This is a genomic window from Endozoicomonas sp. SCSIO W0465 (assembly GCF_023716865.1).
Lineage (GTDB): Bacteria > Pseudomonadota > Gammaproteobacteria > Pseudomonadales > Endozoicomonadaceae > Endozoicomonas.
Genome location: NZ_CP092417.1, coordinates 6,752,404 through 6,777,351, shown reverse-complemented (window position 1 = coordinate 6,777,351; position 24,948 = coordinate 6,752,404). Strand labels below are relative to the sequence as shown.

28 protein-coding genes and 1 pseudogene are annotated in these 24,948 nt (G+C 47.0%); 11 read left to right on the top strand and 18 right to left on the bottom strand.

Going from position 1 to position 24,948, the window contains the following annotated elements:
• Position 1: 1 nt before the first annotated feature.
• Positions 2-313, top strand: coding sequence for a YqcC family protein (locus tag MJO57_RS30640; protein WP_252021214.1), 312 nt, complete (start codon positions 2-4; stop codon positions 311-313).
• A gap of 130 nt (positions 314-443) precedes the next feature.
• Here MJO57_RS30640 and MJO57_RS30635 read toward each other — a convergent pair whose 3' ends face one another.
• Positions 444-3,353: a hypothetical protein gene (locus tag MJO57_RS30635; protein WP_371924933.1), complete on the bottom strand. Its 2,910-nt coding sequence runs from the start codon at positions 3,351-3,353 to the stop codon at positions 444-446.
• Between the two features lie 512 nt (positions 3,354-3,865).
• Entirely contained in the window at positions 3,866-4,117 is a 252-nt protein-coding gene (locus MJO57_RS30630; protein ID WP_252021210.1) for a hypothetical protein, read from the bottom strand.
• A gap of 57 nt (positions 4,118-4,174) precedes the next feature.
• Between MJO57_RS30630 and MJO57_RS30625 the strand changes: the two genes are divergently transcribed.
• Positions 4,175-5,745, top strand: a protein-coding gene (locus MJO57_RS30625; protein ID WP_252017319.1) for an IS3 family transposase whose coding sequence is annotated in 2 segments (ribosomal slippage) — positions 4,175-4,649 and positions 4,649-5,745 — 1,572 coding nt in all. Because the reading frame shifts where the segments join, the coding sequence is not laid out codon by codon here.
• A gap of 40 nt (positions 5,746-5,785) precedes the next feature.
• Here MJO57_RS30625 and MJO57_RS30620 read toward each other — a convergent pair.
• The 3 genes from MJO57_RS30620 to MJO57_RS30610 are packed head-to-tail and all read right to left on the bottom strand — an operon-like array spanning position 5,786 to position 7,230.
• Entirely contained in the window at positions 5,786-6,820 is a 1,035-nt protein-coding gene (locus tag MJO57_RS30620) for a transposase (protein WP_252027146.1), read from the bottom strand.
• A 54-nt stretch (positions 6,821-6,874) separates the two neighbouring features.
• Positions 6,875-7,093, bottom strand: coding sequence for a DUF4124 domain-containing protein (locus MJO57_RS30615; RefSeq protein ID WP_252021209.1), 219 nt, complete (start codon positions 7,091-7,093; stop codon positions 6,875-6,877).
• The gene (locus MJO57_RS30610; RefSeq protein ID WP_252021207.1) at positions 7,093-7,230 is read right to left on the bottom strand and encodes a hypothetical protein; all 138 of its coding nucleotides are present in this window, start codon (positions 7,228-7,230) and stop codon (positions 7,093-7,095) included. The genes MJO57_RS30615 and MJO57_RS30610 overlap by 1 nt, the downstream gene beginning before the upstream one ends.
• Here MJO57_RS30610 and MJO57_RS30605 point away from each other — a divergent pair.
• The 3 genes from MJO57_RS30605 to MJO57_RS30595 all read left to right on the top strand — a co-directional run bounded on the left by MJO57_RS30605 (position 7,229) and on the right by MJO57_RS30595 (position 10,376).
• Positions 7,229-8,743 carry an IS66 family transposase gene (locus MJO57_RS30605; protein ID WP_252018143.1) on the top strand — a complete coding sequence of 505 codons (1,515 nt, stop codon included), beginning with the start codon at positions 7,229-7,231 and terminating at the stop codon, positions 8,741-8,743. The genes MJO57_RS30610 and MJO57_RS30605 overlap by 2 nt on opposite strands.
• A 272-nt stretch (positions 8,744-9,015) precedes the next feature.
• On the top strand, positions 9,016-9,906 hold the full coding sequence (locus tag MJO57_RS30600) for a hypothetical protein (RefSeq protein ID WP_252021205.1): 891 nt from the start codon (positions 9,016-9,018) through the stop codon (positions 9,904-9,906).
• Positions 9,897-10,376, top strand: coding sequence for a transposase (locus MJO57_RS30595; RefSeq protein ID WP_371924932.1), 480 nt, complete (start codon positions 9,897-9,899; stop codon positions 10,374-10,376). Before MJO57_RS30600 ends, MJO57_RS30595 begins: the two co-directional genes overlap by 10 nt.
• Positions 10,377-10,577: 201 nt before the next feature.
• Here MJO57_RS30595 and MJO57_RS30590 read toward each other — a convergent pair whose 3' ends face one another.
• A complete protein-coding gene (locus tag MJO57_RS30590; RefSeq protein ID WP_252021169.1) occupies positions 10,578-11,093 on the bottom strand; it encodes a LysR family transcriptional regulator in 516 nt (171 codons plus the stop codon).
• Between the two features lie 285 nt (positions 11,094-11,378).
• The gene (locus MJO57_RS30585; RefSeq protein ID WP_252021201.1) at positions 11,379-11,639 is read right to left on the bottom strand and encodes a YdcH family protein; all 261 of its coding nucleotides are present in this window, start codon (positions 11,637-11,639) and stop codon (positions 11,379-11,381) included.
• Positions 11,640-11,884: 245 nt separating this feature from the next.
• On the opposite strand from MJO57_RS30585, the gene MJO57_RS30580 reads away from it, so the two are divergent.
• Positions 11,885-12,925: an IS1595 family transposase gene (locus tag MJO57_RS30580; RefSeq protein ID WP_252017335.1), complete on the top strand. Its 1,041-nt coding sequence runs from the start codon at positions 11,885-11,887 to the stop codon at positions 12,923-12,925.
• Here the strand turns inward: MJO57_RS30580 and MJO57_RS30575 are convergent.
• A complete protein-coding gene (locus MJO57_RS30575; RefSeq protein WP_252021200.1) occupies positions 12,885-13,556 on the bottom strand; it encodes an aspartate/glutamate racemase family protein in 672 nt (223 codons plus the stop codon). The two genes, MJO57_RS30580 and MJO57_RS30575, sit on opposite strands and share 41 nt — an antisense overlap.
• Before the next feature lie 258 nt (positions 13,557-13,814).
• On the opposite strand from MJO57_RS30575, the gene MJO57_RS30570 reads away from it, so the two are divergent.
• Positions 13,815-14,501 carry a DUF2959 domain-containing protein gene (locus MJO57_RS30570; protein WP_252021198.1) on the top strand — a complete coding sequence of 229 codons (687 nt, stop codon included), beginning with the start codon at positions 13,815-13,817 and terminating at the stop codon, positions 14,499-14,501.
• 104 nt (positions 14,502-14,605) lie between these two features.
• On the opposite strand, the gene ilvC is transcribed toward MJO57_RS30570, so the two are convergent.
• The 3 genes from ilvC to MJO57_RS30555 all read right to left on the bottom strand — a co-directional run bounded on the left by ilvC (position 14,606) and on the right by MJO57_RS30555 (position 16,501).
• Positions 14,606-15,622: a ketol-acid reductoisomerase gene (gene ilvC / locus MJO57_RS30565; RefSeq protein ID WP_252021197.1), complete on the bottom strand. Its 1,017-nt coding sequence runs from the start codon at positions 15,620-15,622 to the stop codon at positions 14,606-14,608.
• Between the two features lie 160 nt (positions 15,623-15,782).
• A complete protein-coding gene (locus tag MJO57_RS30560) occupies positions 15,783-16,214 on the bottom strand; it encodes a hypothetical protein (RefSeq protein WP_252021196.1) in 432 nt (143 codons plus the stop codon).
• The gene (locus MJO57_RS30555) at positions 16,214-16,501 is read right to left on the bottom strand and encodes a hypothetical protein (RefSeq protein WP_252021195.1); all 288 of its coding nucleotides are present in this window, start codon (positions 16,499-16,501) and stop codon (positions 16,214-16,216) included. The genes MJO57_RS30560 and MJO57_RS30555 overlap by 1 nt, the downstream gene beginning before the upstream one ends.
• Before the next feature lie 276 nt (positions 16,502-16,777).
• On the opposite strand from MJO57_RS30555, the gene MJO57_RS30550 reads away from it, so the two are divergent.
• A complete protein-coding gene (locus tag MJO57_RS30550; protein ID WP_252021194.1) occupies positions 16,778-16,990 on the top strand; it encodes a hypothetical protein in 213 nt (70 codons plus the stop codon).
• A gap of 63 nt (positions 16,991-17,053) precedes the next feature.
• Here the strand turns inward: MJO57_RS30550 and MJO57_RS30545 are convergent, their stop codons facing one another.
• The 3 genes and pseudogenes from MJO57_RS30545 to MJO57_RS30535 all read right to left on the bottom strand — a co-directional run.
• A complete protein-coding gene (locus tag MJO57_RS30545) occupies positions 17,054-18,610 on the bottom strand; it encodes a hypothetical protein (RefSeq protein ID WP_252021193.1) in 1,557 nt (518 codons plus the stop codon).
• Positions 18,611-18,903: 293 nt separating this feature from the next.
• Positions 18,904-19,311 carry a hypothetical protein gene (locus tag MJO57_RS30540; RefSeq protein WP_252021192.1) on the bottom strand — a complete coding sequence of 136 codons (408 nt, stop codon included), beginning with the start codon at positions 19,309-19,311 and terminating at the stop codon, positions 18,904-18,906.
• 183 nt (positions 19,312-19,494) lie between these two features.
• Positions 19,495-19,596 (bottom strand): annotated as a pseudogene (locus MJO57_RS30535) (IS200/IS605 family transposase); the annotation flags it as partial.
• A gap of 199 nt (positions 19,597-19,795) precedes the next feature.
• On the opposite strand from MJO57_RS30535, the gene MJO57_RS30530 reads away from it, so the two are divergent.
• Complete coding sequence (locus MJO57_RS30530; RefSeq protein WP_252017959.1) at positions 19,796-20,209, top strand: DUF6444 domain-containing protein; 414 nt, start codon at positions 19,796-19,798, stop codon at positions 20,207-20,209.
• A 55-nt stretch (positions 20,210-20,264) separates the two neighbouring features.
• Complete coding sequence (locus MJO57_RS30525; protein WP_252021191.1) at positions 20,265-21,191, top strand: transposase; 927 nt, start codon at positions 20,265-20,267, stop codon at positions 21,189-21,191.
• Here the strand turns inward: MJO57_RS30525 and MJO57_RS30520 are convergent.
• The 4 genes from MJO57_RS30520 to MJO57_RS30505 all read right to left on the bottom strand — a co-directional run bounded on the left by MJO57_RS30520 (position 21,178) and on the right by MJO57_RS30505 (position 24,333).
• Positions 21,178-22,542 (bottom strand): IS66 family transposase, encoded by a 1,365-nt coding sequence (locus MJO57_RS30520; RefSeq protein ID WP_252021190.1) that lies wholly within the window; start codon positions 22,540-22,542, stop codon positions 21,178-21,180. The two genes, MJO57_RS30525 and MJO57_RS30520, sit on opposite strands and share 14 nt — an antisense overlap.
• Positions 22,532-23,209, bottom strand: a complete 678-nt coding sequence (locus MJO57_RS30515) for a transposase (protein WP_252021189.1) — start codon at positions 23,207-23,209, stop codon at positions 22,532-22,534. Before MJO57_RS30515 ends, MJO57_RS30520 begins: the two co-directional genes overlap by 11 nt.
• Positions 23,196-24,071: a transposase gene (locus tag MJO57_RS30510; protein ID WP_252021188.1), complete on the bottom strand. Its 876-nt coding sequence runs from the start codon at positions 24,069-24,071 to the stop codon at positions 23,196-23,198. The genes MJO57_RS30515 and MJO57_RS30510 overlap by 14 nt, the downstream gene beginning before the upstream one ends.
• A gap of 85 nt (positions 24,072-24,156) precedes the next feature.
• Positions 24,157-24,333: a DUF6444 domain-containing protein gene (locus tag MJO57_RS30505; RefSeq protein WP_252021186.1), complete on the bottom strand. Its 177-nt coding sequence runs from the start codon at positions 24,331-24,333 to the stop codon at positions 24,157-24,159.
• Here MJO57_RS30505 and MJO57_RS30500 point away from each other — a divergent pair.
• Positions 24,332-24,859 (top strand): hypothetical protein, encoded by a 528-nt coding sequence (locus MJO57_RS30500; RefSeq protein WP_252021185.1) that lies wholly within the window; start codon positions 24,332-24,334, stop codon positions 24,857-24,859. The two genes, MJO57_RS30505 and MJO57_RS30500, sit on opposite strands and share 2 nt — an antisense overlap.
• The last annotated feature ends 89 nt before the right edge of the window (positions 24,860-24,948 follow it).

The window sequence follows — 24,948 nt, the reverse complement described above, 5'->3', positions numbered from 1 at the left end:
TATGTCTGAAGAAGTTATTGTTTTGCTGGAGGCTATTGAGTCAGAGCTCCGCAGGCAGGATGTCTGGCTTCCCATGCCCCCGGCCGTTGAAACCATGGCCAGCACCACACCTTTTTGTATGGATACCATGGCATTCAGTCAGTGGTTGCAGTGGATTTTTGTTCCCCGTGTCCGGGCCATTATCGATAGCGGAGGCACTCTGCCAAAGGGTTCAAATATCAAGTCCTATGCAGAAGAGGCCTTGCCGCTTGAGCGGCTGGACGTTGAGAAGCTGTTGCTGATTATTGAGCAGTTTGATCGCTTAATGAGTTGACCTGCTGTCTAGGATTTATGAGATCTGCTGGCAAACTCTGGCTGGATGCTCAGTTGTCGGATTTTGGTGAGTGATGACAGGCGCTTCGATCTCCAATACCACAAAGTTTCGAAATAAGTCGCGTACTGTATCACCTGATGGATTGCGGTGAAGACTGTTTTATACAGGCACGAATTCTTTGGTCCTCTTTCACCACAACAGACTCTATATGATATGCCTGCTTAAGAGCCTTTATTAATTCAATATTCTCCCAGGTACCGGATAATGAGAACTGGTTGTTTTCTTTCATGAGTTGACCGGTACCTTCAATATCCAGTCGTGAAAGGAGCGTTAATACCTCATGCCAGGATAGGTGTTTTACCTGTTGCGACAGTAAACGAATCTTTTCCGGTGATGTGGCCATTGCCATCAGTGTCTCAAGCCGGATGAATCCGATTTTCATGGCAAAGTGTTCAGCTGGCTGTGAGGTTATGGGTGATAGCATTGCAGCCAATATACGACCATCAATTTCATTTTCATCGTTTAACAGGTTGCAGAGCCATAACTGATCATTGACCTTAATTTTGTCGCTGGAAAGCAGTCTTACAATGGTATTAACCGTTAATTGAGTGGTATTCACGGCGCTGGCTTTGTACTCATTCCAGAAACGTAACAGATAGTCAAAGGCGGTGTCAGGCTTACCGTGATTTTCATTTTTCGCCAGCCACTCAAGGCTTACGAATGAAAACTGGCACTTGGGATGCTGACTAATGATCTCAATCCGACTTGGGGATATATCTTTGAGGTTAAGGTCCTCAAGATAAAAAGCAGGAAATGCCGAGAGAAGCTGGTTTAACGTTGCATCCCGGATTTCTTTGGTGTGAATAAGAACCATGAGCAGGTTAGCTGTATCTGGGTTATTAGGTAGTGCGTGCAATGCCAGCGTTTCTGTATTTTCCGGAATAGAGATAAACTTGATGAGCAGTGGATTTAAAGAATTTTTCTGATTTAACTGAAAGATATGAAGAACATCGGCCCATGAAGCAGTAACCAGATTTTCCTCTAACAATTGGGCGGATAATGACAAACTGTAATTCAGTGTTTCCCTGATACTGGGCAGTTTGTGCCTTGATTGTTTAAGTAACTGCATTTTGTCGTCCGTTTTCAATACAGGAGCGTTCAAAAGCTCAACAAGGTAACGCTGATCCTCTTTAAGATCAGGCTGGACAAGAAGTACATTGGTCACAAACTCATGCAGGTTTTCATGTATCTGGCCTATCAACCTGTGATGCCCGCAAGAGCATAGGGCAGAGTAACTGATTGGCGCCAATGCCGTTGGTTGTTGTTCGGTGGTAAATGCCAGAAGTAATCCCACCATGTGAGAATTCAACGTATACATTTCGTCTTCAATGATCCTGAAAGCCATTCTCTGTGTACAATGCCTGAGAGAAAGACGGTCAAATTTCACCTGATGTTTTTTCAGCCAGGCCCATATCTCTGGATGGCTGTCGACCAGTCTGACAATGGGGCGAATATCTGTGATGGCCGCAATTGAGGAAATAATCGCCTTGCTTACATTGTCATGGTTCCCGTCAAAGTTGCTATTTTTCTGGCTGACAGTGCTGACCTGATACTTAAGGTGTTGCGGGGGGATCGTGACCGGTTGCCATGAAGTGACCTGATTTTCATCAGGTGTATCTGGAGAGCAATAAAACAGATAGTCCCGGTAATCTTCTGCAAAATACCCATTTATGATTAAGTAGAGTACAGGGCGAAAGTGCTCTACCGTGAGCTCTCTCGAAACTGAATTCGCCCTAACGCCCTGATGCAGCATTTCAGCAACCGTTTTATCCGGCAGCTCATTTTCATTGAAAACCTTCCAGAATATTCCCATATCATGGGTTAATTCTGCATGCTCTTTTGGATAAAGGTTCTTAATGACAACCATGGAAAACAGCTTGTTTTTATTCAGCGCTTTATGACCCGGGGAAAACTGGTCAAGGTAAATATGAAATTCATTGACGATATTGGCCATCAATTCCATGTCATCAATGGCATGTGCCACATTGTAAATCAACGCTTTATCCATCTGATCAGCGACATTCCGGCCACTGCTTTTGATGGTTTTCAGCTGCTTGTACAGCCTGTAACCGGCATTTTCACAATTAAGAGCAGGCGTAATGGGAATAATCAGGTCAAAAAAGCGGGTACGTTCTCTGGCCGTCAGTATTTCATCCGCCAGAACATAGACAAAATAGATTGGTTGTTGAATGAGACCTGAGCCATTCAGGTATCCATTGACACGATGCAGTGTGTCCAGTTGGCAGCGGCTTAGCATATTCTCAACAATGACAACATTATGCCCGCTATGGGCAAAGGCATGAGTGATTTGATGGAGGTAACTATCGGAAGCGGATCGACCTGTACTGCTCTCCAGCCTGGGTAGCCTGCTTATTTGGCCAGATCTCAGTTTTTGTAATCCTGAGAATAGGTACAGTATCATAAGTGTTGCAATCAATAGTACTGAGAGTTCAGCCAATAAGGGGGCATACTTCTTCGTAAAGGCCAGCATCGGGTCAGGTAAATGTCGATGAAGTGCTTTGATGATTGCACTTTGATCAATACCCAGGCTGCCGCTGAGATAGCCAAGTGTTGCAATGGAATAGCTGGTTAATAAGGCCATAAGCACAGTAATGACTCTCTGCCAGCCTCTGGACTGAGGCTGTTCCACCTTCATTTCATCCGGTGTTTTACCTGTGATATTGAACAGAAGTTGCCCTAATAATGCCTTCTCATTTTCGTTCTCATCTGCGTTCTCATCTTGGTTCTCATTTTGATGGTTGCCTGGTGGAATGCTGGCATTGATTTCTGACAACGCTGGCAAAGCAATCCGGGCGTATTTGAATTGTGGGTTACGCTCTATGAATGTGTTAATAAATGAACTGTTGCCGCTATTAATGGTTCCGGAGATGGCAATATTTCGGATTTCGGGCTGTTCTTCTGCATTCAGGGCAGTCTGAAGCTCTCTTTCGTACCTTTCGATTGGGTCATGTTGTCCCATCGCCGGGGGCAGAGGCCTGAAGAGTGATTGGCTATCATGACTTTTCAGAAATTGGGAAAATGTCCTGCCTGCTTTCTGGTGAGCTAAATGGATAGTAGTCGCTTGGTCATGCTCAGGATATTGCTGAGAGTACTTTTCTCTGGCCGCTTGCCAGCCTGCCTTTGCTGCTCTCCAGCCAACCCTGACTGTGTTGTAAAATCTGCTTTTAAGGCGAACCAATCCTGACTGTTGAATAAGAGCCATCATTTTCCTGCAGCCTTTCTTCCATGACCAATGTTGGTGAGCTGATAGCTGGTAAAACTCGGTTGGACGAGCAACGACTGGTCGTTATCAATCAACACCAACACATTAACTATTCAAAATCGGCAGGATTCGGCCGGGGGTGAGCATCGGTTGGCTGGTTTTTTGATCCACCAGCCGATACTTTTCATAGAAAGATGCGGACGTTTTTTCCTATGTTTATACGTCCATAAGCAATTTGGTTGCTCTCTGTGAAGTAAGGTATATGCCTCCTAGTGACAGAACTCATTAAGAAGTTTGTTAATTCGGGCCATCTCCTTTTGACGGCCGGCATCATCGAGAATTTCATACTCTCCATTTTTGTTTTTTATGCGAAGCCGCGGGCTACTTTTCAACATGGCTATATTACCTTTCAGTGAATTGCAGTAGGCCCGTTCTTCTTCTGTTTTCGGCCGCGGTTCTTCGATGGATTCTATTGCCTGTTTTTTGACAGCTGCTTCACTATCTTCCCCCTGTGTCAGCATAGTTGTCGCCTCTCCTGAAATTAGAAATCTCAACAGGGGGCGGTCTATGAGTAATCAATGGCCCGCTATTCAGAAGAGTTCAAAGAGTCCATCATTCAGAAGATGATGCCACCCAATAATGTGCCAGTTTCGCAGTTGGTACGTGAGACTGGTATCTCTGATGTGACCCTGTACACTTGGCGAAAGAAAGCAGTATCTAAAGGAGTGCCTGTGCCGGGCGACGGAAAGAATCCAGATCAATGGACAACTGAAAACAAGTTAGCCGTAATCATTGAAACGGCTGCGTTAAATGAAGCAGAAATGGCTGAATACTGTCGTAAAAAAGGTCTGTTTGCTGAACAAATTCAGCAGTGGAAGGCTGCCTTTATTAACAGTGTTTCTGTCCAGCCTGAAAGTCAGTCAAAACAGCGTAAGGCGCTGTCTGACGAACACAAAAAAGATAAGAAAACCATCAAAAAGCTTGAGCGTGAACTCAATCGCAAGGACAAGGCGTTAGCAGAAACTGCTGCCTTGCTGGTACTCACAAAAAAGGCCCAAGAGATCTGGGGGGCGCCAGAGGACGATTAGTCTCTCTCCCGGATCGACAAAATGCTGTTAGCCTGATTAAACAGGCAGTTAAAGATGGGGCTCGTCAGTCAAAAGCCTGCAAAGCCCTTGGTCTTACAGAAAGAACTGTACAACGCTGGATGCAGGGTGATGACGTGCGCGCAGATAATCGCAAAAATGCTGACAGGCCAGAACCGGTTAACAAGTTTTCTGAAGCTGAGCGACAGGCGATTGTTGACGTCTGTAACAGCGAGCGGTTCAAAAGCCTTCCGCCCAGCCAGATTGTGCCCACATTGTTAGATGAAGGTCTCTATATGGGGTCTGAAAGGACATTTTACCGGGTGTTGGAGGAAACAGGGCAACAGCATCATCGGGGCAGTGCTGCCAAGCCAAACAGGTATAAGCCAACGTCCTGGTGTGCTACCGGACCCAACCAGGTCTGGTCCTGGGATATTACCTATCTGCGCTCTCCGATACGGGGGCAGTTTTATTACCTGTACCTGGTGATAGACATCTTTAGTCGTATGATTGTTACATGGGAAATTCATGAAACCGAATCAGCTGAGCATGCATCAGAAATGATCACTAAAGCCTGTATCAAACAGGGAATTGCAGCCTTGGAGTGGCCACTGGTTCTGCACTCAGATAATGGTAGTCCCATGAAGGGTGGCACTATGCTGTCAACACTGCAGCGTCTTGGGGTCGTGAGCTCATTCAGTCGTCCCCGGGTCAGTGATGATAACCCCTTTTCCGAGGCCATATTCAGAACCCTGAAATACCGCCCTGGTTATCCGCGCACGCCATTTGCTGATCTTGAAGCAGCACGTAGCTGGGTGCATGGTTTTGCCCAATGGTACAACGAAGAGCACAAGCACAGTGGGCTGAAATTTCTGACACCCGGGCAAAGGCATCGTGGTGAAACCAAGGTGCTTATGGCTAACCGCAGAAAGGTTTATGAACAAGCCAAAGAACGTCACCCAGAGCGCTGGGGAAAGAGGTCAACAAGGAACTGGGATCTGGCTGATGAAGTCTGGTTGAATCCCGACAGACCTGCTGATGATCAACTAAGCAAAGCCGCTTAAGTTGAGGCGACAACTATGTTGACAAACACCGTCTTAGGACTTACGCATTGATGACACCGATAAATTTTGGTAGGAGGTGATCCTTCCCCTTTGCAAAACTCTCAATGAAAGCGCCTATTGTCTCTTTAAACAGCCCCCGTTGGTGCTGATAAATATTCGTAAACTCCTGCTCTATCTGCATTTTCTGGAGATAAACAAAAGCTAAAATTGCAGCAAATATATGGTTTCTGACGGGTCGTTCGCTGCGAACCTGAAAGTGCTCAATATGGCAAACCTGCTTGATCGCCCTGTGAAACTGTTCGATCTGCCAGTGCTGGTCATGGATCTGCTTGAAGTCATTGCGTTCAAAAGGGACTTCCTCTGGCAAGTAAACCACGTAGTGGCGACGCTGGTCTTTTAGCATCGTCCTGAACAACCGGATCTTACCGAAGTTTTTGAGCCATACATCCAGACCATTGTCGGGGATGTCGAGGTGTTGAACCTGCTGCCATTTACCTTTTTCCAGTGATACTGTCCTGTTTTTCTCAACGGCAAACATAAACCCAGTCTGATGGTTTTTAATCGTCTTCAGGTTAGTCGTGCAGCTGTACCAGGAGTCACCGGTAACGAACGCTGGCTTCAGCCCCCATACCAGCACTTCAATCAACATTTCACGGAAGTAGTCGTTTTTTGTCTTGTCTTCCGATTTGTCGTATATCCTGTAATTCACCGGCATATGGCGCCCGGATACGTCGGTGTAATAAAGGGTGATGAGGTTAACTCCCTTAACCACTCGGTGATGTTTACCCGACCAAAAGTGGCCAACCAGTGCCACGGAGTAGCTATAAGGTTTGTCGAGCACGCTGTCATCAACGCTCAGGGTGCCGCCAATAGGGTTTAAACTTTTGACTGCTTCATCGTACATATCTTTGGGCTGATAGTTTTCACGCTTAAGAAAGCGGTTTGCGCTATCGTGAGAAAAGTCGGTAACCTCGGCCAGTCTTGTGCATGTTGATGATTTTGGCTCACTAATCAAAAAGCCAATGTATTTTGCAAGAGTGCATCGTGCAGTGGTCGGTCGAGTGGTAGTTCTCACTTTCATCCCTGAAGACATCTGTTTTTTGGCATTATCAAATTTTAGAGCCTGTTGTCAATGCGTAAGTCCTACGTCTTCTTTATTCTGAGCCATTTGACTGGCACCGTTTGAGATTCTTTGTGGTTCAGGTTTGGCAATAGTCTCAGTATTGATTTGCTGTTCAGGTGGAGTCGTTGAGAAGTGCACAACCCCTTTGTTGTCTTTCCACTTATAGATAGGCTCTGCTATTGCAGCTGAAGACAACAGTAGAGCAATAAAAAACAGTCGTTGCATCACGTTATTGATTCCTGATTGGTTCCTGATCTTTTATTGTTGCATCGTAACTGTTCAGCACCCCCACATAAATCTGGAATTTTCTGATTTTTATACCATCCTCTTAAGCACCATTTTTCCACAATATTCGCCAGCATGATTCCAGAACTACCCGCAACTATGTCGGCTGAGATTCTCTTGAAAGAGAATGCAGAGCTGCGGATGAGAGTTGCCTGTCTGGAAGAGCGATGTCGAGAATTGGAAGAAAAGGTTGGCAAGAACAGTCAAAACAGCAGCAAGCCGCCATCGTCTGATGGTTATCAAAAACCTTGTAAAAACAGTAATTCTCCAGATCATTCTGACGACCTTTCCGCAGATAAAGATACCGATCCATCGGATGAAAAACCCAATCCTAAAAGTCTGAGACAGTCTTCTGGTAATAAAGCCGGTGGAAAGAAAGGGCATCAGGGCACTTGTCTTAAACAGGTCGATATCCCTGACTATATTGAGTACCTTCCGGTTAAAGAATGCAATAAATGTCAGGCGTCTCTTCTTGATAGTGAGCCGGTCAAATATATTGAACGACAGGTGTTTGAACCAGGGAGACCGGGTGAATTTGAAGTAACGGCCCATAGAGCTGAAGTAAAAATCTGCACTTGTGGTTGTCGGAATCAGGCTGAATTCCCGGAAGGTGTTACCGCTGCCGCACAATATGGCTCAGCCACACAGGCTATGGCCGTCTATCTTAACCAATACCATTTCCTGCCTTTTAAGCGCGTGTCAGAGTATTTTAATACTCTCTATAAAATGAGTGTAAGTGCAGGCACTGTCGCCAATTTTGTGGCCAGAACCTATGAAAATCTGGCTTCTACTGAAGAGGTTATTCGTGACGCCTTGCGGGAATCGTCTGTTGCCGGAGCCGATGAAACGGGTATGCGGGCCGAGGGCTCTTTGCACTGGCTACACGTTATGCGGGATGAACAATGGACGCTCTACTACTTGTCTGAAAAGCGAGGTCGTGAGGCCATGGACACGATGGGCATACTGCTAACATTTGCAGGCGTTCTGGTTCATGATCATTGGAAATCCTATTTTGCATATGCGGCAACTCACGTACTTTGCAATGCCCATCACCTGAGGGAGCTTTTGGGTGTTGTTGATAGGGACAGCAATCAACTGGCGTTGCGATTGATGAAGCTACTGAGGCTTTCCTGGCATTACTGCAAGGGCTTTAAGACCATAGGTATGCTACAGATGCCAAGTGTTGTCTGTGAACGAATCGAGAAGATTTATGACCGGTTGCTTCAGCGGGCTCTAATGAAAGAAGTCGTCTATATGGAGAAGCAACGAGAGGAGCTTAAGCGCAAGAAAGTCAAGAATACTAAAGCTTACAATCTCTTCAAACGACTCACTGAGTTCAAGGCTGAGACACTGCGCTTCATGTCAGATTTTACCATTCCCTTCGATAACAATGGCAGTGAGCGGGATGTTCGAATGGCCAAGTTAAAGCAGAAAATCTCAGGCTGCTTCAGGAGTGCAGACGGTGGTTCTATGTTTGCACGGATTCGCAGCTATTTGTCGTCTGCCAGAAAACAGGGAATGGACATATATCAATCACTTCATAGAGCTGTTCGGAATTACTGTAATATGCCTTTGCTCAGTGCTGAATAGTTACGTTGCATCAGTTAATTATCGCCCTACTGTGAAAAAAATCGTACTCATTGAAGCAAAACCTGTCTTTGTATTGACTGATGGCAGCTGAAAGTCAAAAATGGCGTCTCCTGAAGTTACCTAAGAAGTTACCTAGTTCTCGTCCAAAAACACAACCAATTGAAAACTGTAGATTTTATCCTGAAAAATTAAGTGGAGCCCTACTGCTATCTGGCGACTAAACTTCCCAAGAGCAAGAAACATAAGGGATTGCCAAAAACAGAGGACTCCAAATGCGCAAAAAACGCAACCCGCAGTGTAGTATGGAACTCCATTACGTACCTCATGAAATCTGCTCCCAGCTTTCCGGTATCTCGCAATGGCTTGACGCCCATCCACAGTTCAATGACTGGATTTATGAGGACTTAAGTTCTGGTGATAAACAGAACACTGGGCGGAACGGACTATCAGCAGAATCCGTTCTTCGTGCGGCACTCCTGAAACAGTATTTGAATTGTGATTATGACTACTTGTCGTTTGTTTTGATGGACTCCATGCTCTTTCGAGACTTTTGTCGCCTCGAACCAAACCAGCGCCCCAGTCGCTCCAGTTTGCATGGGCTCATCAGCCTTCTTACTGCATCTACATGGGAACGGATTAATAACTGTCAGCTAATGACCGCTAAAGATCAGGGTATTGAAAAAGGGCGCACTGTGGCTATTGACAGCACAGTCACCGAATCGGATATCAAACCTCCTTGCGACAGTGATCTTTTAGCCAGTTCCGTTAAAGAAATTTGTCGGCTGCTGGAACGGGGACAAACACTGACAGCGACACCGCTTTATGAATATACCCATCACAACCGAGCCGTAAAAGATGCGGCCAGAAAATGCATCTACGCTGGCAAAGAAGAGCGGCATCAGCATTATAAAAAACTGCTGCAGTTGACCCGAAAATCCCGGAAGGTACTTATCGAAGCTACTGTCACGCTAGCAAACGCCCGTCAGCAGGGGCAGTGTCTCCTGGCTGATGATGCCGACAAGTGGCAGGCCGATGTGGATCACCTGTTACCCCTGGTGGATGCAATAGTCTCCCAGACAGAGCGCAGGGTCTTTAAGGGTGAAAAGGTGCCAGCCCAGGAAAAAGTGGTTAGCCTGTATGAACCCATACGGATATCATCGTAAAAGACAGGCGGCAAGTACAGTATGGCCATAAACTGAACCTGGTTCAGGGAAAAAGTCGATTGATCCTGGACCTGGTTATTGAGGAAGGTAACCCAGCGGATTCGGACCAATTCATTCCGATGATGGAAAGACAAAAAGAAATTTATGGTCGTGTACCTCGCCAGACAAGCGGTGACGGCGGATACGCGTGTCGCGCTAATTTGGAAAAAGCCAAGGCCATGGGAATCAGCGATGTAGCTTTTAATAAGAAGCGCGGACTTGAAGTCGAAGAGATGACTAAAAGTCAGTATGTGTATAAAACGCTCTTTCGCTTCCGGGCAGGTATTGAAGCGGGAATTTCGTGGCTAAAGAGATGTTTTGGGCTATCACGTTGCCACTGCAAGGGTTCTGAGCGTTTTGATTCTCATTGCTGGTTATCGGTGGTCTGTTACAACCTGGTGATTCTGGCCAGACACCCGGCACCATCCTGATAGCCACCTCCACGCTACATGAAAGTACCTTTCCAGCATGGTGGGAGGATGTTTTCTGCCTGCTTTTCGCGTTTTTCTCCAATATCCGTCCCAGATTAGAGAAAAAAAGGGAAGAGTTTTTGCGGCTCTCTGGAATTTCAGGAAATATCAAAACGCACGTACAATCTAATTATGATTGCCTGATGCGTTTTTGGACGAGAACTAGCTAGTTCTCGGACAGCCTCCTAGGGAAAGAGATAGAAAAGGAGGCTGCATCAGGGCTTCAATATCAAAAGCCAGGAGAAAATCACACCGCCCTTCCTGAAGCCCTTCAACGGCCAGGTCGACATCAATACTCTCCACCCGACTTCTCAGAACATGGCCATCATTGCTCATGGTCTGTATCAGTTCCGGCAACAACGTGACGGAAAGAGAGTGAGCTGCCGCAAAATCCAATGGTTGTGGCCCAACGCCGTTCTGGCCTTTCAGCTGATGCAGGCCATCTTCCATCTGTCGAAGCAGATTCCGGGCGGTGGTATGGAACAGTCGCCCTTCCGGGGTCAGTGCCAGCGGTGTTGTAGCCCGATCAATCAGCTCGACACCAAGGGAATGTTCAAGGCTGCGTATACGACGACTGAATGCCGGTTGCGTAACATTCCTGAACTGCGCAGCCCGGGAGAAGTTGCGCAGCTCCGCTAACGCCAGAAAATCTTCCAGCCATTTGGTTTCCAGATTCATTCACAGGACCATTCAAATGCACCCTTAACCCGTAATTGACCACATGCATAACTGTCCACAGGAAATCACATGGCTGACAACAACCTCAGGCTGGCTCAGGGCGGAGAGAGAGAATGCGGTAAAGTGAGCATCACCGACTATCGCTACAGGACTTTTTCAATACCCACTGAGTCTGCCACAGTCGTAGAAAGGAGGGAAAATATATCGCTTCCCGTCTCTCACCGGAGTGAAAAAGAAAGCACCGGAAAAGGTGCTTTCTTTTTCACTCTCCGTTTCAACACGCATTTAAGGGGATTGATTTGCCGTCAGCATCTGATAAAGCTCATCTTTTAGCCTGGCCCGACGCTGTTTCAAATCGTCATAAACGTCATCGGTCACGGGTACATCACTGTCCTCAAGCCCACGCACCTGATGATCCAGCTTGTGATATTCGTTTGCCTTTTCAGCAAAGGCGCTATCCGTTTGTTTCAATCTGTTGATTTGCTCATGATGCTCTGGAAACTCATGATAAAGGCTATGACTCAGGGCATCTTTCATTTCAGACATGGCGCAACCTCCCTTAGAGCAACCTGAATCAGTTTAGGCAGCTTCCGGGACAGGCGCTATTGTCCATGTGTCATGCAGCTTGCTTCTGGTAGTCGCCCTGATAATGATTGTCGTGACCGTTGTAGAACCAGTCGACACAGGCTCTGGCCAGCAGCTCTGTCGCATCAACACACAGTTCAGGCTAAGTTACCGTTAATGGTTGAATCAGCTAAACTCCCATAAAATCTACGTTGTAGGGGAGTGATATGCAATCTGAACTCTTCCAGAATTTTATTGATTCCATTTCAACATTAACCAGTGAACAGCGAGACATTCTTAACAACTCGCTCCTTAGTACTCAAATAGAGGTTACCGAGGTAGTAGAAACCACTGACTCTGAACCTGTTTACAGTGAATCTATACCCAATAACGATAATGCAACACCTGACGTAGAAAAGAGCATACTTGCCCAATTTGCCGAAAACCCCAGGTGCCCCAAATGCAAAAGCCATAGCGTTGGTCGCTGGGGCATACGAAATGGCCGACAGCGCTACCACTGCAAGACTTGCGACTCAACGTTTAACGCCTTTAGTGGAACGCCTTTGGCAAGGCTCAGGCACCCTGAAAAATGGAACAAGTACCTCGCAGGTATGACTCACTCTATGGTCTTGCGACCAGCTGCTGCTGAGAATGCCATTGACTTGAAAACTGCGTTCCGCTGGCGTCACCGCTTTCTTGAAGTGATTAATAATGATCAAGCAGAAGAGCTTTGTGGCATTACTGAGCTTGATGAAACATTTTTCCGTGAATCCTTCAAAGGGCAAAGAGAAGGCCTTCCACGGCCAACCCGAAAGCGGGGTAATGATCCCAACAAAGCCCGAAAAGTCCCGGTAATGGTGGCTCGGGACCGTAATCGAAATACCGTTGACGGTGTATTAGAAAACGAAAGTGCTAATGAATTGTGCAGGCATTTAAATGGCCGCATATCGATACAGGCCACGGTCTGTGCGGATGCACACCTCGCTCACGAAAAACTTGCTGACAAGCTTGGATTTGTCTTCAAGGAGCTGGTGACATCAGCAGGTCAACATGTTGTTGAAGGCATCTACCACATCCAGACTGTAAATTCTTATCACAGTCATTTAAAACGCTGGATTGGCGGCGTATTCCAAGGGGTTGCAACTCGTTACCTTCCCCATTATCTGGCCTGGAGGCGAGAACTGACGGCAGCAAAAAAATTAACTGTTGGCCGGTTGATCAGCAGAATTACTGAACATTGGTGCTTCCAACCATTAACGGTAACTTAGCCCACAGTTCAGGTTTCTGTCTGGCAATATTGGCAAGACCAATTGGAATTTCAGTACAGCCCAGAATAACCGCCTCAGCACCTTCATTGACCAATGCATCAAAGACCACTTCCATGCCCTGTGCTCCCTGCTCCAGGCGACCAGCCTTGATATCATAAATAGCGGTCATGACTTGTTGCTGCGCAAGGTCATCAGGTACCAGACACTGGCCATCCATAGTGTGAATGCGCTTCTTGTAAATCCCGGCAGCAACCGTTGCATTGGTTGCCATCAGTCCTGCATTCAGAATTCCTCGCCTGGCCAGCTCGTAACAGACGACATCCACAATGCTGATCATCCGGACTGAAGCTTGCTCCTTCAGAGCATCAAACCAGTAATGAGCGGTATTGCAGGGAATAACCACACATTGCGCACCTGCATTTTCCAGCCTCTTTAGCCCACCCAGCAGCGCCGGAAACGGGTCTTCTCTACCCTGAAGGATACAGGCACTGCGATCCGGTATCTGCGGTACATTATGTACCAGCATCGGGATATGATCCTGATCAGTGGCTGCCTGACTCAGGGCAATCACCTTGTGCATAAAATCCACGGTTGCCAGTGGCCCCATTCCACCAAGAATCCCCAACATCATTCCGCTCCACACCAGAATTGGTCTCTGGGAACAGTGTTTTTCATAGGGCAGGTGGTTGTGAAATGCCGAAAATGGTCAAATGATGCCAAAACGGCATAATGCCCGAACTAGCCTCAGGCGTACGCCCAAAAGCCATTCACCTTTCGCTATCCGTTAAGCTTTATGCTACAAAAACTGTGAACTGCCGTTTGCCAATACCAACTGGCAGACAAACGTAACCAAGAGTTGGTCGAAGCCCTTGATAAATAAAGATTGAGTATGAACATACGAACTTCGCTGTCTAACCATCGCTTCCAGCCCCACCGCCTGAAAATTGCCGGAGCTCTGACTATTTCACTGATGGTCGCCGGCTGCCAGAGCACCTATTACAGCGCCATGGAAAAAGTGGGCATCCATAAACGCGATCTGATGGTTGATCGCATTGAAGATACCCAGGTTGCACAGGAGCAGGCACAGGAGCAATTCCAAAGTGCACTGGAGCAGTTCCAGAGTGTCATCAACTTTGATGGTGGTGACCTTGAAGCGGCGTACAAAGACCTGAACTCAGAATACGAAGACAGCCTGGCCGCCGCCGAGAAAGTAAGAGACCGCATTGCCAGCGTTCAGAGTGTTTCCGAGGCACTGTTTGACGAGTGGGAAGATGAACTCAACCTTTACACGAGCGATAGTTTGCGCAGGGCCAGTGCCCAGAAGTTGAAAGACACCCGCCGTCAGTATCAGCGTATGATGGTCAGTCTGGAAAAATCTGAACAACGGATGCAGCCAGTACTGGATGCTTTTCAGGACCAGGTGCTTTATCTGAAGCACAACCTGAATGCCCGGGCCATCAGCGCATTGAAAGGTGAGTTCAATACCATTAAGGCCGATATTGACCGCCTGATCAGTGATATGCAGGTGTCCATTGACCAGTCACGGCAGTTTATTCAAGCACTCAAGCAGCCCTGATTTTCTCCTCTTTATATTCAAGAGTGTGACTCCCAAAAAAACAGGATACTTCTTGCAAAATATCCTGTTTTTTCAAGTGAAAACTCTGAACTCTCAACCAGAATTTAGTTTTTCTCTTTATCAACCAGCTTGTTCGCAGTAATCCAGGGCATCATTCCACGCAGCTGGGCACCCACTTTCTCAATCGGGTGAGCCGCATTGTTGCGACGATAGGCGGTCATGGATGGATAATTCAGAGCACCTTCGGAGATAAACTTCTTGGCATACTCACCGTTCTGAATATCTTTGAGCGCTTCACGCATCGCCTTGCGGGACTCGTCGTTGATCACCCGTGGGCCGGTCACATACTCACCATACTCCGCATTGTTGGAGATGGAGTAGTTCATATTGGCAATACCGCCTTCGTACATCAGGTCAACAATCAGCTTGAGTTCATGGAGGCACTCAAAGTACGCCATTTCCGGAGCATAGCCCGCTTCTGTCAGGGTTTCAAAACCGGCCTTGACCAGCTCAACAGCACCACCACAAAGCACAGCCTGCTCACCAAAGAGGTCAGTTTCCGTTTCATCTTTGAACGTCGTTTCGATAATACCGGTACGACCACCACCCACACCGGAAGCGTAGGAGAGAGCCACATCCTTGGCCTGGCCAGAAGCGTCCTGGAAAATAGCAATCAGATCCGGAATACCGCCGCCTTTAACAAACTCTGAGCGCACCGTATGGCCCGGAGCCTTGGGGGCAATCATGATGACATCAAGATCTGCACGAGGTACTACCTGGTTGTAGTGGATGGCAAAACCATGGGCGAAGGCCAAGGTCGCTCCCTGCTTCAGGTTCGGTTCAATCACCTCTCGGTAAAGCTGGGACTGGAACTCGTCCGGCGTCAGAATCATCACTACATCAGCCTGGGCAACCGCCTGGGGCACTTCGGCCACGTAAAGGCCGGCAGCTTCTGCCTTGGCCCAGGAAGAGGAGCCCTTACGCAGGCCAACCGTTACTTCAACACCAGAGTCTTTCAGGTTATTGGCATGGGCATGCCCCTGAGAGCCATAGCCAATGATAGAGACTTTCTTGCTGCGGATTATGGAGAGGTCACAGTCTTTATCGTAATAAACTTTCATTGAGTTACTCCTGAAAAAAAACACCGGTTCGGTGGCCAGCTGATGGATTTAGGCTTGTTATTTACACAGCGGCTGCATGCACCGGGAGTGCTGTCCGCTCTCTCAACCTGAAGTACACCATACCCGACAGGTGATTCTGCGTATAGTTGCATTTAGTGATTTAATGCTTTTCGGCTACACCAAAGGAGCCGGGCGCGGGATCTTCCAGCTTAATCTCTATATGAAGAGTGTCGTTTTTCACAAATTCAGAATCATTCAGGGGTTTCAACATAAAGAATTTAGGAAAGCCACTTCTGGAATTTATCAGAGTTGTAGGACGTTGGAAGCCTGGCTTGTCATCAGTGGGAAACGTAAATCCTACATTTTCGGAAGGGTTATATTGATTGATAACAGACAGCCTTATCATCTTTCTCATTGGCCAGCTAATCTGCTCATCGTATTGACCTTTCCACACAGCGATGTAAACCCCGAGATAGCTTGTTCCACTGCGGTGTTTATAAGGACGAACTTGCCCGGAAACGCAATAGCCCCCTGTTGTATAGGCTGGAGGAGAATACAAACTCGGAGATTCCTCTGATACGGCATCTGTCACTACGGCCGCACTTCATTTATTTTGTCTATGGTCTCAAACCGTGCGTTTATTGCCTTAAATGTGTCGCCTACACTGCAAGTGGCCACCAGCAGCTCGTCCATCTTCTCGCTCAATCGCTGATCCAGCGCTTCAGCTTCACGGGCCACAAATTGTATCACCGTATTCTGTATCTCATCAGACTTTGTGAGTTGTGCCTGCAACTCTTTTATCCACTGATCCTGCATCATTAATTTGGTCTTGTCCGGGATGGAGGTAAACTGGCAGTCCCGACAAAAAAAGATGTCCATCTCCAAGACACTGCACTATCGATGTGATCAGGTGGTTTTCACCGCTGCACTTTATGTTTTTCGAAGGAAAATCCATTGTAAAACGAACATTTCGATGAGAAAAAGTTGCTGTTGCGGACTTACATGGGACATCGTCTGAACTACTGGCATTCGCAAGTGCAAGGGTAAGCTCGGTCGATGCAGGTACCATTCTGATTTTCTCCCAGACTACCGTGGAATTTTTATCAAATGTAGCAGGCATTATCCATGCGGGCCCAGACAGGGATTCCTTGCTCAATGAGTGGGGCAACCGCGATTACGTTTCTTGAGGTGGATGTGTTCTTCAAGCAGCTCGGGCAGTTTGAGCTGGTTGGCAAGCCGGGCTATGAACAGGCTTCCGGCCATGCCAGTCAGCTTGGCATCGGTAAAATCAATCTCGATTTTTTTCAGGCTTTGGAATTACCATTTTGTAACGTCCCTGTGCAGCGCCATATGGGTGCGTTGTTATGAGCACAGGTATTTTGCCTGAACAGCACAGGGAACACTCCTTTCAATTCCTTCAGCCTTTCTTTTTCAATTCGTTAAGCGGGACTTAAGGCCTTCTGGTAGTTCCAGATTCTTGAGACCTATAGATTCTATAATTCGTGAAACTAAATTCTCGTTCGGAAAGCCTTTACCATGACAGATGGAGGAAATGGAGCTCAGCCGTTGCCGGTCAAGCTGGCCATCCTTCTGGAGGTCTGGTAGCTTCAGCAACGTGTTCATATCCCCGGCTTTGGGAAAGCCCCGGCCACTCATCATGGAAGAAATGGAGCTCAGCAGTTGCCGGTCAGGCTGGCCATCCTTCTGGAGGCTCGGTAGCTTCAGCAGCGTGTCCACATCCCCGGCTTTGGGAAAGCCTTTTCCATTACAGATGGAAGAAATGGAGCTCAGCAGTTGCCGGTCAAGCTGGCCCTCCTTCTGGAGGCCCGGTAGCTTCAGCAGCGTGTCCACATCCCCGGCTTTGGGAAAGCCTTTACTATGACAGATGGAAGAAATGGAGCTCAGCAGTTGCCGGTCAAGCTGGCCATCCTTCTGGAGGCTGGGTAGCGTCAGCAGCGTGTTCACGTCCCCGGCTTTGGGAAAGCCTTTACCATGACAGATGGAAGAAATGGAGCTCAGCAGTTGCCGGTCAAGCTGGCCATCCTTCTGGAGGCTCGGTAGCTTAAGCAGCTTGTCCACATCCCCGGCTTTGGGAAAGCCTTTACCATTACAGATAGAAGAAATAGAACTCAGTAGTTGCCGGTCAAGCTGGCCATCCTTCTGGAGGCTCGGTAGCTTCAGCAGCGTGTCCACGTCCCCGGCTTTGGGAAAGCCCCGGCTACTCATCATGGAAGAAATGGAGCTCAGCAGTTGTCGGTCAAGCTGGCCATCCTTCTGGAGGCTCGGTAGCTTAAGCAGCTTGTCCACGTTCCTGGCTTTGGGAAAGCCTTTACCATTACAGATGGAAGAAATGGAGCTCAGCAGTTGCCGGTCAAGCTGGCCATCCTTCTGGAGGCTCGGTAGCTTAAGCAGCTTGTCCACGTCCCCGGCTTTGGGAAAGCCCCGGCTACTCATCATGGAAGAAATGGAACTCAGCAGTTGTCGGTCAAGCTGGCCATCCTTCTGGAGGCTCGGTAGCTTCAGCAGCGTGTCCACGTCCCCGGCTTCGGGAAAGCCCCGGCCACTCATCATGGAAGAAATGGAGCTCAGCAGTTGCCGGTCAAGCTGACCATCCTTCTGGAGGCTCGGTAGCTTCAGCAGCGTGTCCACGTCCTCGGCTTTGGGAAAGCCTTTACCATTACAGATGGAAGAAATGGATGTAATAAATGGATAACATGCTATTGCTTGTACATCACGGTCTTCAATACTCAGAAACTCTTTAATGTTTTTCTTTGTTCTTGAGCTTCCTTCGCCCTTCAAGAGCATGCTGGTAATCGTACCCGTGTTTTTAACGGTTCTTTCCACACTACTAAAATAAATGCCAAGCTTGGATACCAGTTGGACTTTCGACTCATTCGGGCAAGAATTAACCAGCTTATCTAACGTTGGTTTAACGGTGATTTTGCGTTCCTGGCAAAGGCCCTTTAATTGATCTAAAGTCGCTATCAATGAATCTTGTTGATACTCATTTTCACGATCCGGTCGTTTTCTCTTTAATTTTTCATCCTGTACTGCAACTTCAATGTGAGAAACATTTCTCTTTAAAGATACTTTTTCTTTAGGGGGCTCATAATTATCTATGGCTGGAAGGCTGCTTCCAATGGGTTCTTGTCTTGATACGTGCCGACCTGAATAGAAAGAGCTTGATGGTCTGGATGACGTTGTGTGATCACTACCAGAAGGTAACCCTGTGGAATTCGCACTCCCCGTCGCCAGACTTGATTCATTATAGAATGGGATCATTATGTCACCAGATTGAACCCGTGGCTGATCAGGCTTCCGTATAACATGGCTTCACTGGCTCTTTGGTGATTTCTGGAGCCTGTGAGACCGATGTCGTTCATAAAGGTTTTCCGGGCTTTCTCACTCAGGAAGTGGACATCCTGATATTGCGCCAGTATACGCTGCCATTTCTTTGCGAATTCATGCTCCCTGAGATAGCCGATGGCTTCTGCATTCAGCACATAGGCCCGGTACGGGCGATGCAATAATGTCAGGAACTTTTGGTGGAACGATTCGTGGCTTTTGGTAATCAGATTACTGAGCTCCCCTGAGGAGATAGAAACACCTATGTTATTGCCGTTATCGTCGTGGCTATCGGATGGTTTGGTGTTTGGCTTTATATCTGGTGTTGGGTTCAGCTTGTTCAAGCGAGTGATTTCGTTTTCCAGAATCTTTATCCGTTCCTGAAGCTGAACCATGTGCTCCTGCTGCTGAGTTATGAAGGCAAGCAGCTTTTCAGTAGAAAGGTTATCAAGCGATGTATTCATGACCCTGAAAGGTAGACTGTAGGGACGGTATTTTCCTCAAAATATTAGTTTTTGAGTACATACCCTCAAACTTCCGTGGATGACTTTTCGTCTTTTCCCGGGAATGAACACGATATGATATTTACAATCCCAGCGAGTATGAGTCAGACTTTTGTAGTCTGGCATAAGTCAAACCTCTTGATTTGTGGTGGAATCTTCGAGGTTAGCTACCGAAGCGTCGGTAAAACCTATGCGAGTCATCCCGGCACAGCCGGGGGTTTACCTAATGATTAATTGTAACTGTTCAGCACCCCCACATAAATCTGGAATTTTCTGATTTTTATACCATCCTCTTAAGCACCATTTTTCCACAATATTCGCCAGCATGATTCCAGAACTACCCGCAACTATGTCGGCTGAGATTCTCTTGAAAGAGAATGCAGAGCTGCGGATGAGAGTTGCCTGTCTGGAAGAGCGATGTCGAGAATTGGAAGAAAAGGTTGGCAAGAACAGTCAAAACAGCAGCAAGCCGCCATCGTCTGATGGTTATCAAAAACCTTGTAAAAACAGTAATTCTCCAGATCATTCTGACGACCTTTCCGCAGATAAAGGTACCGATCCATCGGATGAAAAACCCAATCCTAAAAGTCTGAGACAGTCTTCTGGTAATAAAGCCGGTGGAAAGAAAGGGCATCAGGGCACTTGTCTTAAACAGGTCGATATCCCTGACTATATTGAGTACCTTCCGGTTAAAGAATGCAATAAATGTCAGGCGTCTCTTCTTGATACTCGACTTTAGAGTTTTAAGAGCACAATAGTTCCGGCGCATAATCTGCTAAAAGCAACCATCCCCAATGACGAAATTCGAGATGGTTGCCATGCTCACTTCAGATCATCAAGTAATCCTCAGGGAGCTCGCTTCATATACAACCTTTCTTGCTGGAGCGCTATCATCAACTGCAGTACCAACGTTCTGCGAACTGCTGTTCGGTTGCATGCTTTCAGCCGACGGCTTTGTTACACAGGCGTTGTTAACAATTGATTTTCATTGTGTGTGGAGCAGCTACCACCACTGGCTATCTCAGGGCAAGTGGCAATGGAAGAACTTGGCACGCCACTTGATCCGTCTGGTCTGCTCCAAAGCTCCTGAGAATCAACCTGTGGTCCTGGGGCTTGATGACTGGGTAATCGAACGGTTTTCCGACAAAGCCCCTGCTTGTCGTACACATCATCAACACAGCAAGAAACGCAATCGGCCGACGTACATCTGGGGGCAGTGTTGGGTTTCCCTGGCCATCATATTTGAGCGGGCTGCAGATGAAGTATTTACCGCCATACCGGTGATCTCATTTCCGACACCAGCTTCAGGTAACACCAGCAAACTGAAAATTGCCGTGGCCATGCTCAGGGTGGTACGCAATGAAGTGAAGGATCGAGTGCTACGCCTGCTAACCGATTGCTGGTATATGAACTGGACACTGATAAAGCCAGCTCTGGAAATGAACATAGAAGTTGTTGGTCAGATACCTTCAAATCGGGCCCTCTATGCTTTGCCGCCAGCACCCACCGTAAAGAAGCGAGGGCGCCCAAAAAAGTACGGCATCAAGATGACGACAGAACAGGTTAAGAAACTGCCGGAAGAAAAAGCAACAGTATGGATGTACGGCAAATTTCGCAAAATACGTTATCGTACCCTGATCTGTCGCGCCAGATTCCTTAAAGGTCGTGAAGTACGCGTCGTCTGGAGTCGCTTTGAAAATGACGTAACTATTCAGCACTGAGCAAAGGCATATTACAGTAATTCCGAACAGCTCTATGAAGTGATTGATATATGTCCATTCCCTGTTTTCTGGCAGACGACAAATAGCTGCGAATCCGTGCAAACATAGAACCACCGTCTGCACTCCTGAAGCAGCCTGAGATTTTCTGCTTTAACTTGGCCATTCGAACATCCCGCTCACTGCCATTGTTATCGAAGGGAATGGTAAAATCTGACATGAAGCGCAGTGTCTCAGCCTTGAACTCAGTGAGTCGTTTGAAGAGATTGTAAGCTTTAGTATTCTTGACTTTCTTGCGCTTAAGCTCCTCTCGTTGCTTCTCCATATAGACGACTTCTTTCATTAGAGCCCGCTGAAGCAACCGGTCATAAATCTTCTCGATTCGTTCACAGACAACACTTGGCATCTGTAGCATACCTATGGTCTTAAAGCCCTTGCAGTAATGCCAGGAAAGCCTCAGTAGCTTCATCAATCGCAACGCCAGTTGATTGCTGTCCCTATCAACAACACCCAAAAGCTCCCTCAGGTGATGGGCATTGCAAAGTACGTGAGTTGCCGCATATGCAAAATAGGATTTCCAATGATCATGAACCAGAACGCCTGCAAATGTTAGCAGTATGCCCATCGTGTCCATGGCCTCACGACCTCGCTTTTCAGACAAGTAGTAGAGCGTCCATTGTTCATCCCGCATAACGTGTAGCCAGTGCAAAGAGCCCTCGGCCCGCATACCCGTTTCATCGGCTCCGGCAACAGACGATTCCCGCAAGGCGTCACGAATAACCTCTTCAGTAGAAGCCAGATTTTCATAGGTTCTGGCCACAAAATTGGCGACAGTGCCTGCACTTACACTCATTTTATAGAGAGTATTAAAATACTCTGACACGCGCTTAAAAGGCAGGAAATGGTATTGGTTAAGATAGACGGCCATAGCCTGTGTGGCTGAGCCATATTGTGCGGCAGCGGTAACACCTTCCGGGAATTCAGCCTGATTCCGACAACCACAAGTGCAGATTTTTACTTCAGCTCTATGGGCCGTTACTTCAAATTCACCCGGTCTCCCTGGTTCAAACACCTGTCGTTCAATATATTTGACCGGCTCACTATCAAGAAGAGACGCCTGACATTTATTGCATTCTTTAACCGGAAGGTACTCAATATAGTCAGGGATATCGACCTGTTTAAGACAAGTGCCCTGATGCCCTTTCTTTCCACCGGCTTTATTACCAGAAGACTGTCTCAGACTTTTAGGATTGGGTTTTTCATCCGATGGATCGGTACCTTTATCTGCGGAAAGGTCGTCAGAATGATCTGGAGAATTACTGTTTTTACAAGGTTTTTGGTAACTATTCAGCACTGAGCAAAGGCATATTACAGTAATTCCGAACAGCTCTATGAAGTGATTGATATATGTCCATTCCCTGTTTTCTGGCAGACGACAAATAGCTGCGAATCCGTGCAAACATAGAACCACCGTCTGCACTCCTGAAGCAGCCTGAGATTTTCTGCTTTAACTTGGCCATTCGAACATCCCGCTCACTGCCATTGTTATCGAAGGGAATGGTAAAATCTGACATGAAGCGCAGTGTCTCAGCCTTGAACTCAGTGAGTCGTTTGAAGAGATTGTAAGCTTTAGTATTCTTGACTTTCTTGCGCTTAAGCTCCTCTCGTTGCTTCTCCATATAGACGACTTCTTTCATTAGAGCCCGCTGAAGCAACCGGTCATAAATCTTCTCGATTCGTTCACAGACAACACTTGGCATCTGTAGCATACCTATGGTCTTAAAGCCCTTGCAGTAATGCCAGGAAAGCCTCAGTAGCTTCATCAATCGCAACGCCAGTTGATTGCTGTCCCTATCAACAACACCCAAAAGCTCCCTCAGGTGATGGGCATTGCAAAGTACGTGAGTTGCCGCATATGCAAAATAGGATTTCCAATGATCATGAACCAGAACGCCTGCAAATGTTAGCAGTATGCCCATCGTGTCCATGGCCTCACGACCTCGCTTTTCAGACAACCTCACGACCTCGCTTTTCAGACAAGTAGTAGAGCGTCCATTGTTCATCCCGCATAACGTGTAGCCAGTGCAAAGAGCCCTCGGCCCGCATACCCGTTTCATCGGCTCCGGCAACAGACGATTCCCGCAAGGCGTCACGAATAACCTCTTCAGTAGAAGCCAGATTTTCATAGGTTCTGGCCACAAAATTGGCGACAGTGCCTGCACTTACACTCATTTTATAGAGAGTATTAAAATACTCTGACACGCGCTTAAAAGGCAGGAAATGGTATTGGTTAAGATAGACGGCCATAGCCTGTGTGGCTGAGCCATATTGTGCGGCAGCGGTAACACCTTCCGGGAATTCAGCCTGATTCCGACAACCACAAGTGCAGATTTTTACTTCAGCTCTATGGGCCGTTACTTCAAATTCACCCGGTCTCCCTGGTTCAAACACCTGTCGTTCAATATATTTGACCGGCTCACTATCAAGAAGAGACGCCTGACATTTATTGCATTCTTTAACCGGAAGGTACTCAATATAGTCAGGGATATCGACCTGTTTAAGACAAGTGCCCTGATGCCCTTTCTTTCCACCGGCTTTATTACCAGAAGACTGTCTCAGACTTTTAGGATTGGGTTTTTCATCCGATGGATCGGTACCTTTATCTGCGGAAAGGTCGTCAGAATGATCTGGAGAATTACTGTTTTTACAAGGTTTTTGATAACCATCAGACGATGGCGGCTTGCTGCTGTTTTGACTGTTCTTGCCAACCTTTTCTTCCAATTCTCGACATCGCTCTTCCAGACAGGCAACTCTCATCCGCAGCTCTGCATTCTCTTTCAAGAGAATCTCAGCCGACATAGTTGCGGGTAGTTCTGGAATCATGCTGGCGAATATTGTGGAAAAATGGTACTTAAGAGGATGGTATAAAAATCAGAAAATTCCAGATTTATGTGGGGGTGCTGAACAGTTACGGTTTTTGATAACCATCAGACGATGGCGGCTTGCTGCTGTTTTGACTGTTCTTGCCAACCTTTTCTTCCAATTCTCGACATCGCTCTTCCAGACAGGCAACTCTCATCCGCAGCTCTGCATTCTCTTTCAAGAGAATCTCAGCCGACATAGTTGCGGGTAGTTCTGGAATCATGCTGGCGAATATTGTGGAAAAATGGTGCTTAAGAGGATGGTATAAAAATCAGAAAATTCCAGATTTATGTGGGGGTGCTGAACAGTTACAAAATGACAAAGGTCTGACCGAAAGCAGAATATTCATCTCGACCAATCCGGAACTTGAGGGACTGGAGGTGCTTCGTGCCTATTCCCGGAGATGGCCGGTAGAGCCAATGTTTCACCAACTCAAACATGCTTTTGGCTGTTGCCATTTATGGCAGCAGAAATTGCGAACACTGCTTCGATGGATGCATTTGAAAATGGCAGGCTATGCATTATTGCAGTTATTAACCGTTTGTAAAAATCAGGCATGTCTGAATATTTCTCGGATACCCTGGAGAAGCCCGGATACAACCACTGCAGGCATGATGAAAATTGCTCTTTCAGGAATTATTCCGAGGTTCTCTATTCGCAAGGGCTGGAACAGATATAAGCAAAAATATGAGTTCAATTTTCGCGATCTGATCGACCAGTTAATACCGGATAATTCAGAAGCAGCATAACTAAAGGCTTTTAGGCAAAAAACGGAAGTAATAACGAACTTGGAAAAACAGTTCACTGATTTCGGCTTGCTTCACTATAAAAAGCTGAC

Excerpts from the sequence above, each read along its gene's own strand:
- MJO57_RS30570 (WP_252021198.1), top strand. The coding sequence starts at position 13,815 with ATGAACATACGAACTTCGCTGTCTAACCATCGCTTCCAGCCCCACCGC.
- MJO57_RS30585 (WP_252021201.1), bottom strand. The coding sequence starts at position 11,639 with ATGTCTGAAATGAAAGATGCCCTGAGTCATAGCCTTTATCATGAGTTT.
- MJO57_RS30580 (WP_252017335.1), top strand. The coding sequence starts at position 11,885 with ATGCAATCTGAACTCTTCCAGAATTTTATTGATTCCATTTCAACATTA.
- MJO57_RS30550 (WP_252021194.1), top strand. The coding sequence starts at position 16,778 with ATGAGTGGGGCAACCGCGATTACGTTTCTTGAGGTGGATGTGTTCTTC.
- MJO57_RS30605 (WP_252018143.1), top strand. The coding sequence starts at position 7,229 with ATGATTCCAGAACTACCCGCAACTATGTCGGCTGAGATTCTCTTGAAA.
- MJO57_RS30505 (WP_252021186.1), bottom strand. The coding sequence starts at position 24,333 with ATGATTCCAGAACTACCCGCAACTATGTCGGCTGAGATTCTCTTGAAA.
- MJO57_RS30600 (WP_252021205.1), top strand. The coding sequence starts at position 9,016 with ATGCGCAAAAAACGCAACCCGCAGTGTAGTATGGAACTCCATTACGTA.
- MJO57_RS30615 (WP_252021209.1), bottom strand. The coding sequence starts at position 7,093 with ATGCAACGACTGTTTTTTATTGCTCTACTGTTGTCTTCAGCTGCAATA.
- MJO57_RS30635 (WP_371924933.1), bottom strand. The coding sequence starts at position 3,353 with ATGGGACAACATGACCCAATCGAAAGGTACGAAAGAGAGCTTCAGACT.
- MJO57_RS30630 (WP_252021210.1), bottom strand. The coding sequence starts at position 4,117 with ATGCTGACACAGGGGGAAGATAGTGAAGCAGCTGTCAAAAAACAGGCA.
- MJO57_RS30590 (WP_252021169.1), bottom strand. The coding sequence starts at position 11,093 with ATGAATCTGGAAACCAAATGGCTGGAAGATTTTCTGGCGTTAGCGGAG.
- MJO57_RS30530 (WP_252017959.1), top strand. The coding sequence starts at position 19,796 with ATGATTCCAGAACTACCCGCAACTATGTCGGCTGAGATTCTCTTGAAA.
- MJO57_RS30510 (WP_252021188.1), bottom strand. The coding sequence starts at position 24,071 with ATGATTCCAGAACTACCCGCAACTATGTCGGCTGAGATTCTCTTGAAA.
- MJO57_RS30555 (WP_252021195.1), bottom strand. The coding sequence starts at position 16,501 with ATGGACATCTTTTTTTGTCGGGACTGCCAGTTTACCTCCATCCCGGAC.
- MJO57_RS30640 (WP_252021214.1), top strand. The coding sequence starts at position 2 with ATGTCTGAAGAAGTTATTGTTTTGCTGGAGGCTATTGAGTCAGAGCTC.
- MJO57_RS30610 (WP_252021207.1), bottom strand. The coding sequence starts at position 7,230 with ATGCTGGCGAATATTGTGGAAAAATGGTGCTTAAGAGGATGGTATAAA.
- MJO57_RS30575 (WP_252021200.1), bottom strand. The coding sequence starts at position 13,556 with ATGATGTTGGGGATTCTTGGTGGAATGGGGCCACTGGCAACCGTGGAT.
- MJO57_RS30525 (WP_252021191.1), top strand. The coding sequence starts at position 20,265 with ATGACGAAATTCGAGATGGTTGCCATGCTCACTTCAGATCATCAAGTA.
- ilvC (WP_252021197.1), bottom strand. The coding sequence starts at position 15,622 with ATGAAAGTTTATTACGATAAAGACTGTGACCTCTCCATAATCCGCAGC.
- MJO57_RS30500 (WP_252021185.1), top strand. The coding sequence starts at position 24,332 with ATGCTGGCGAATATTGTGGAAAAATGGTGCTTAAGAGGATGGTATAAA.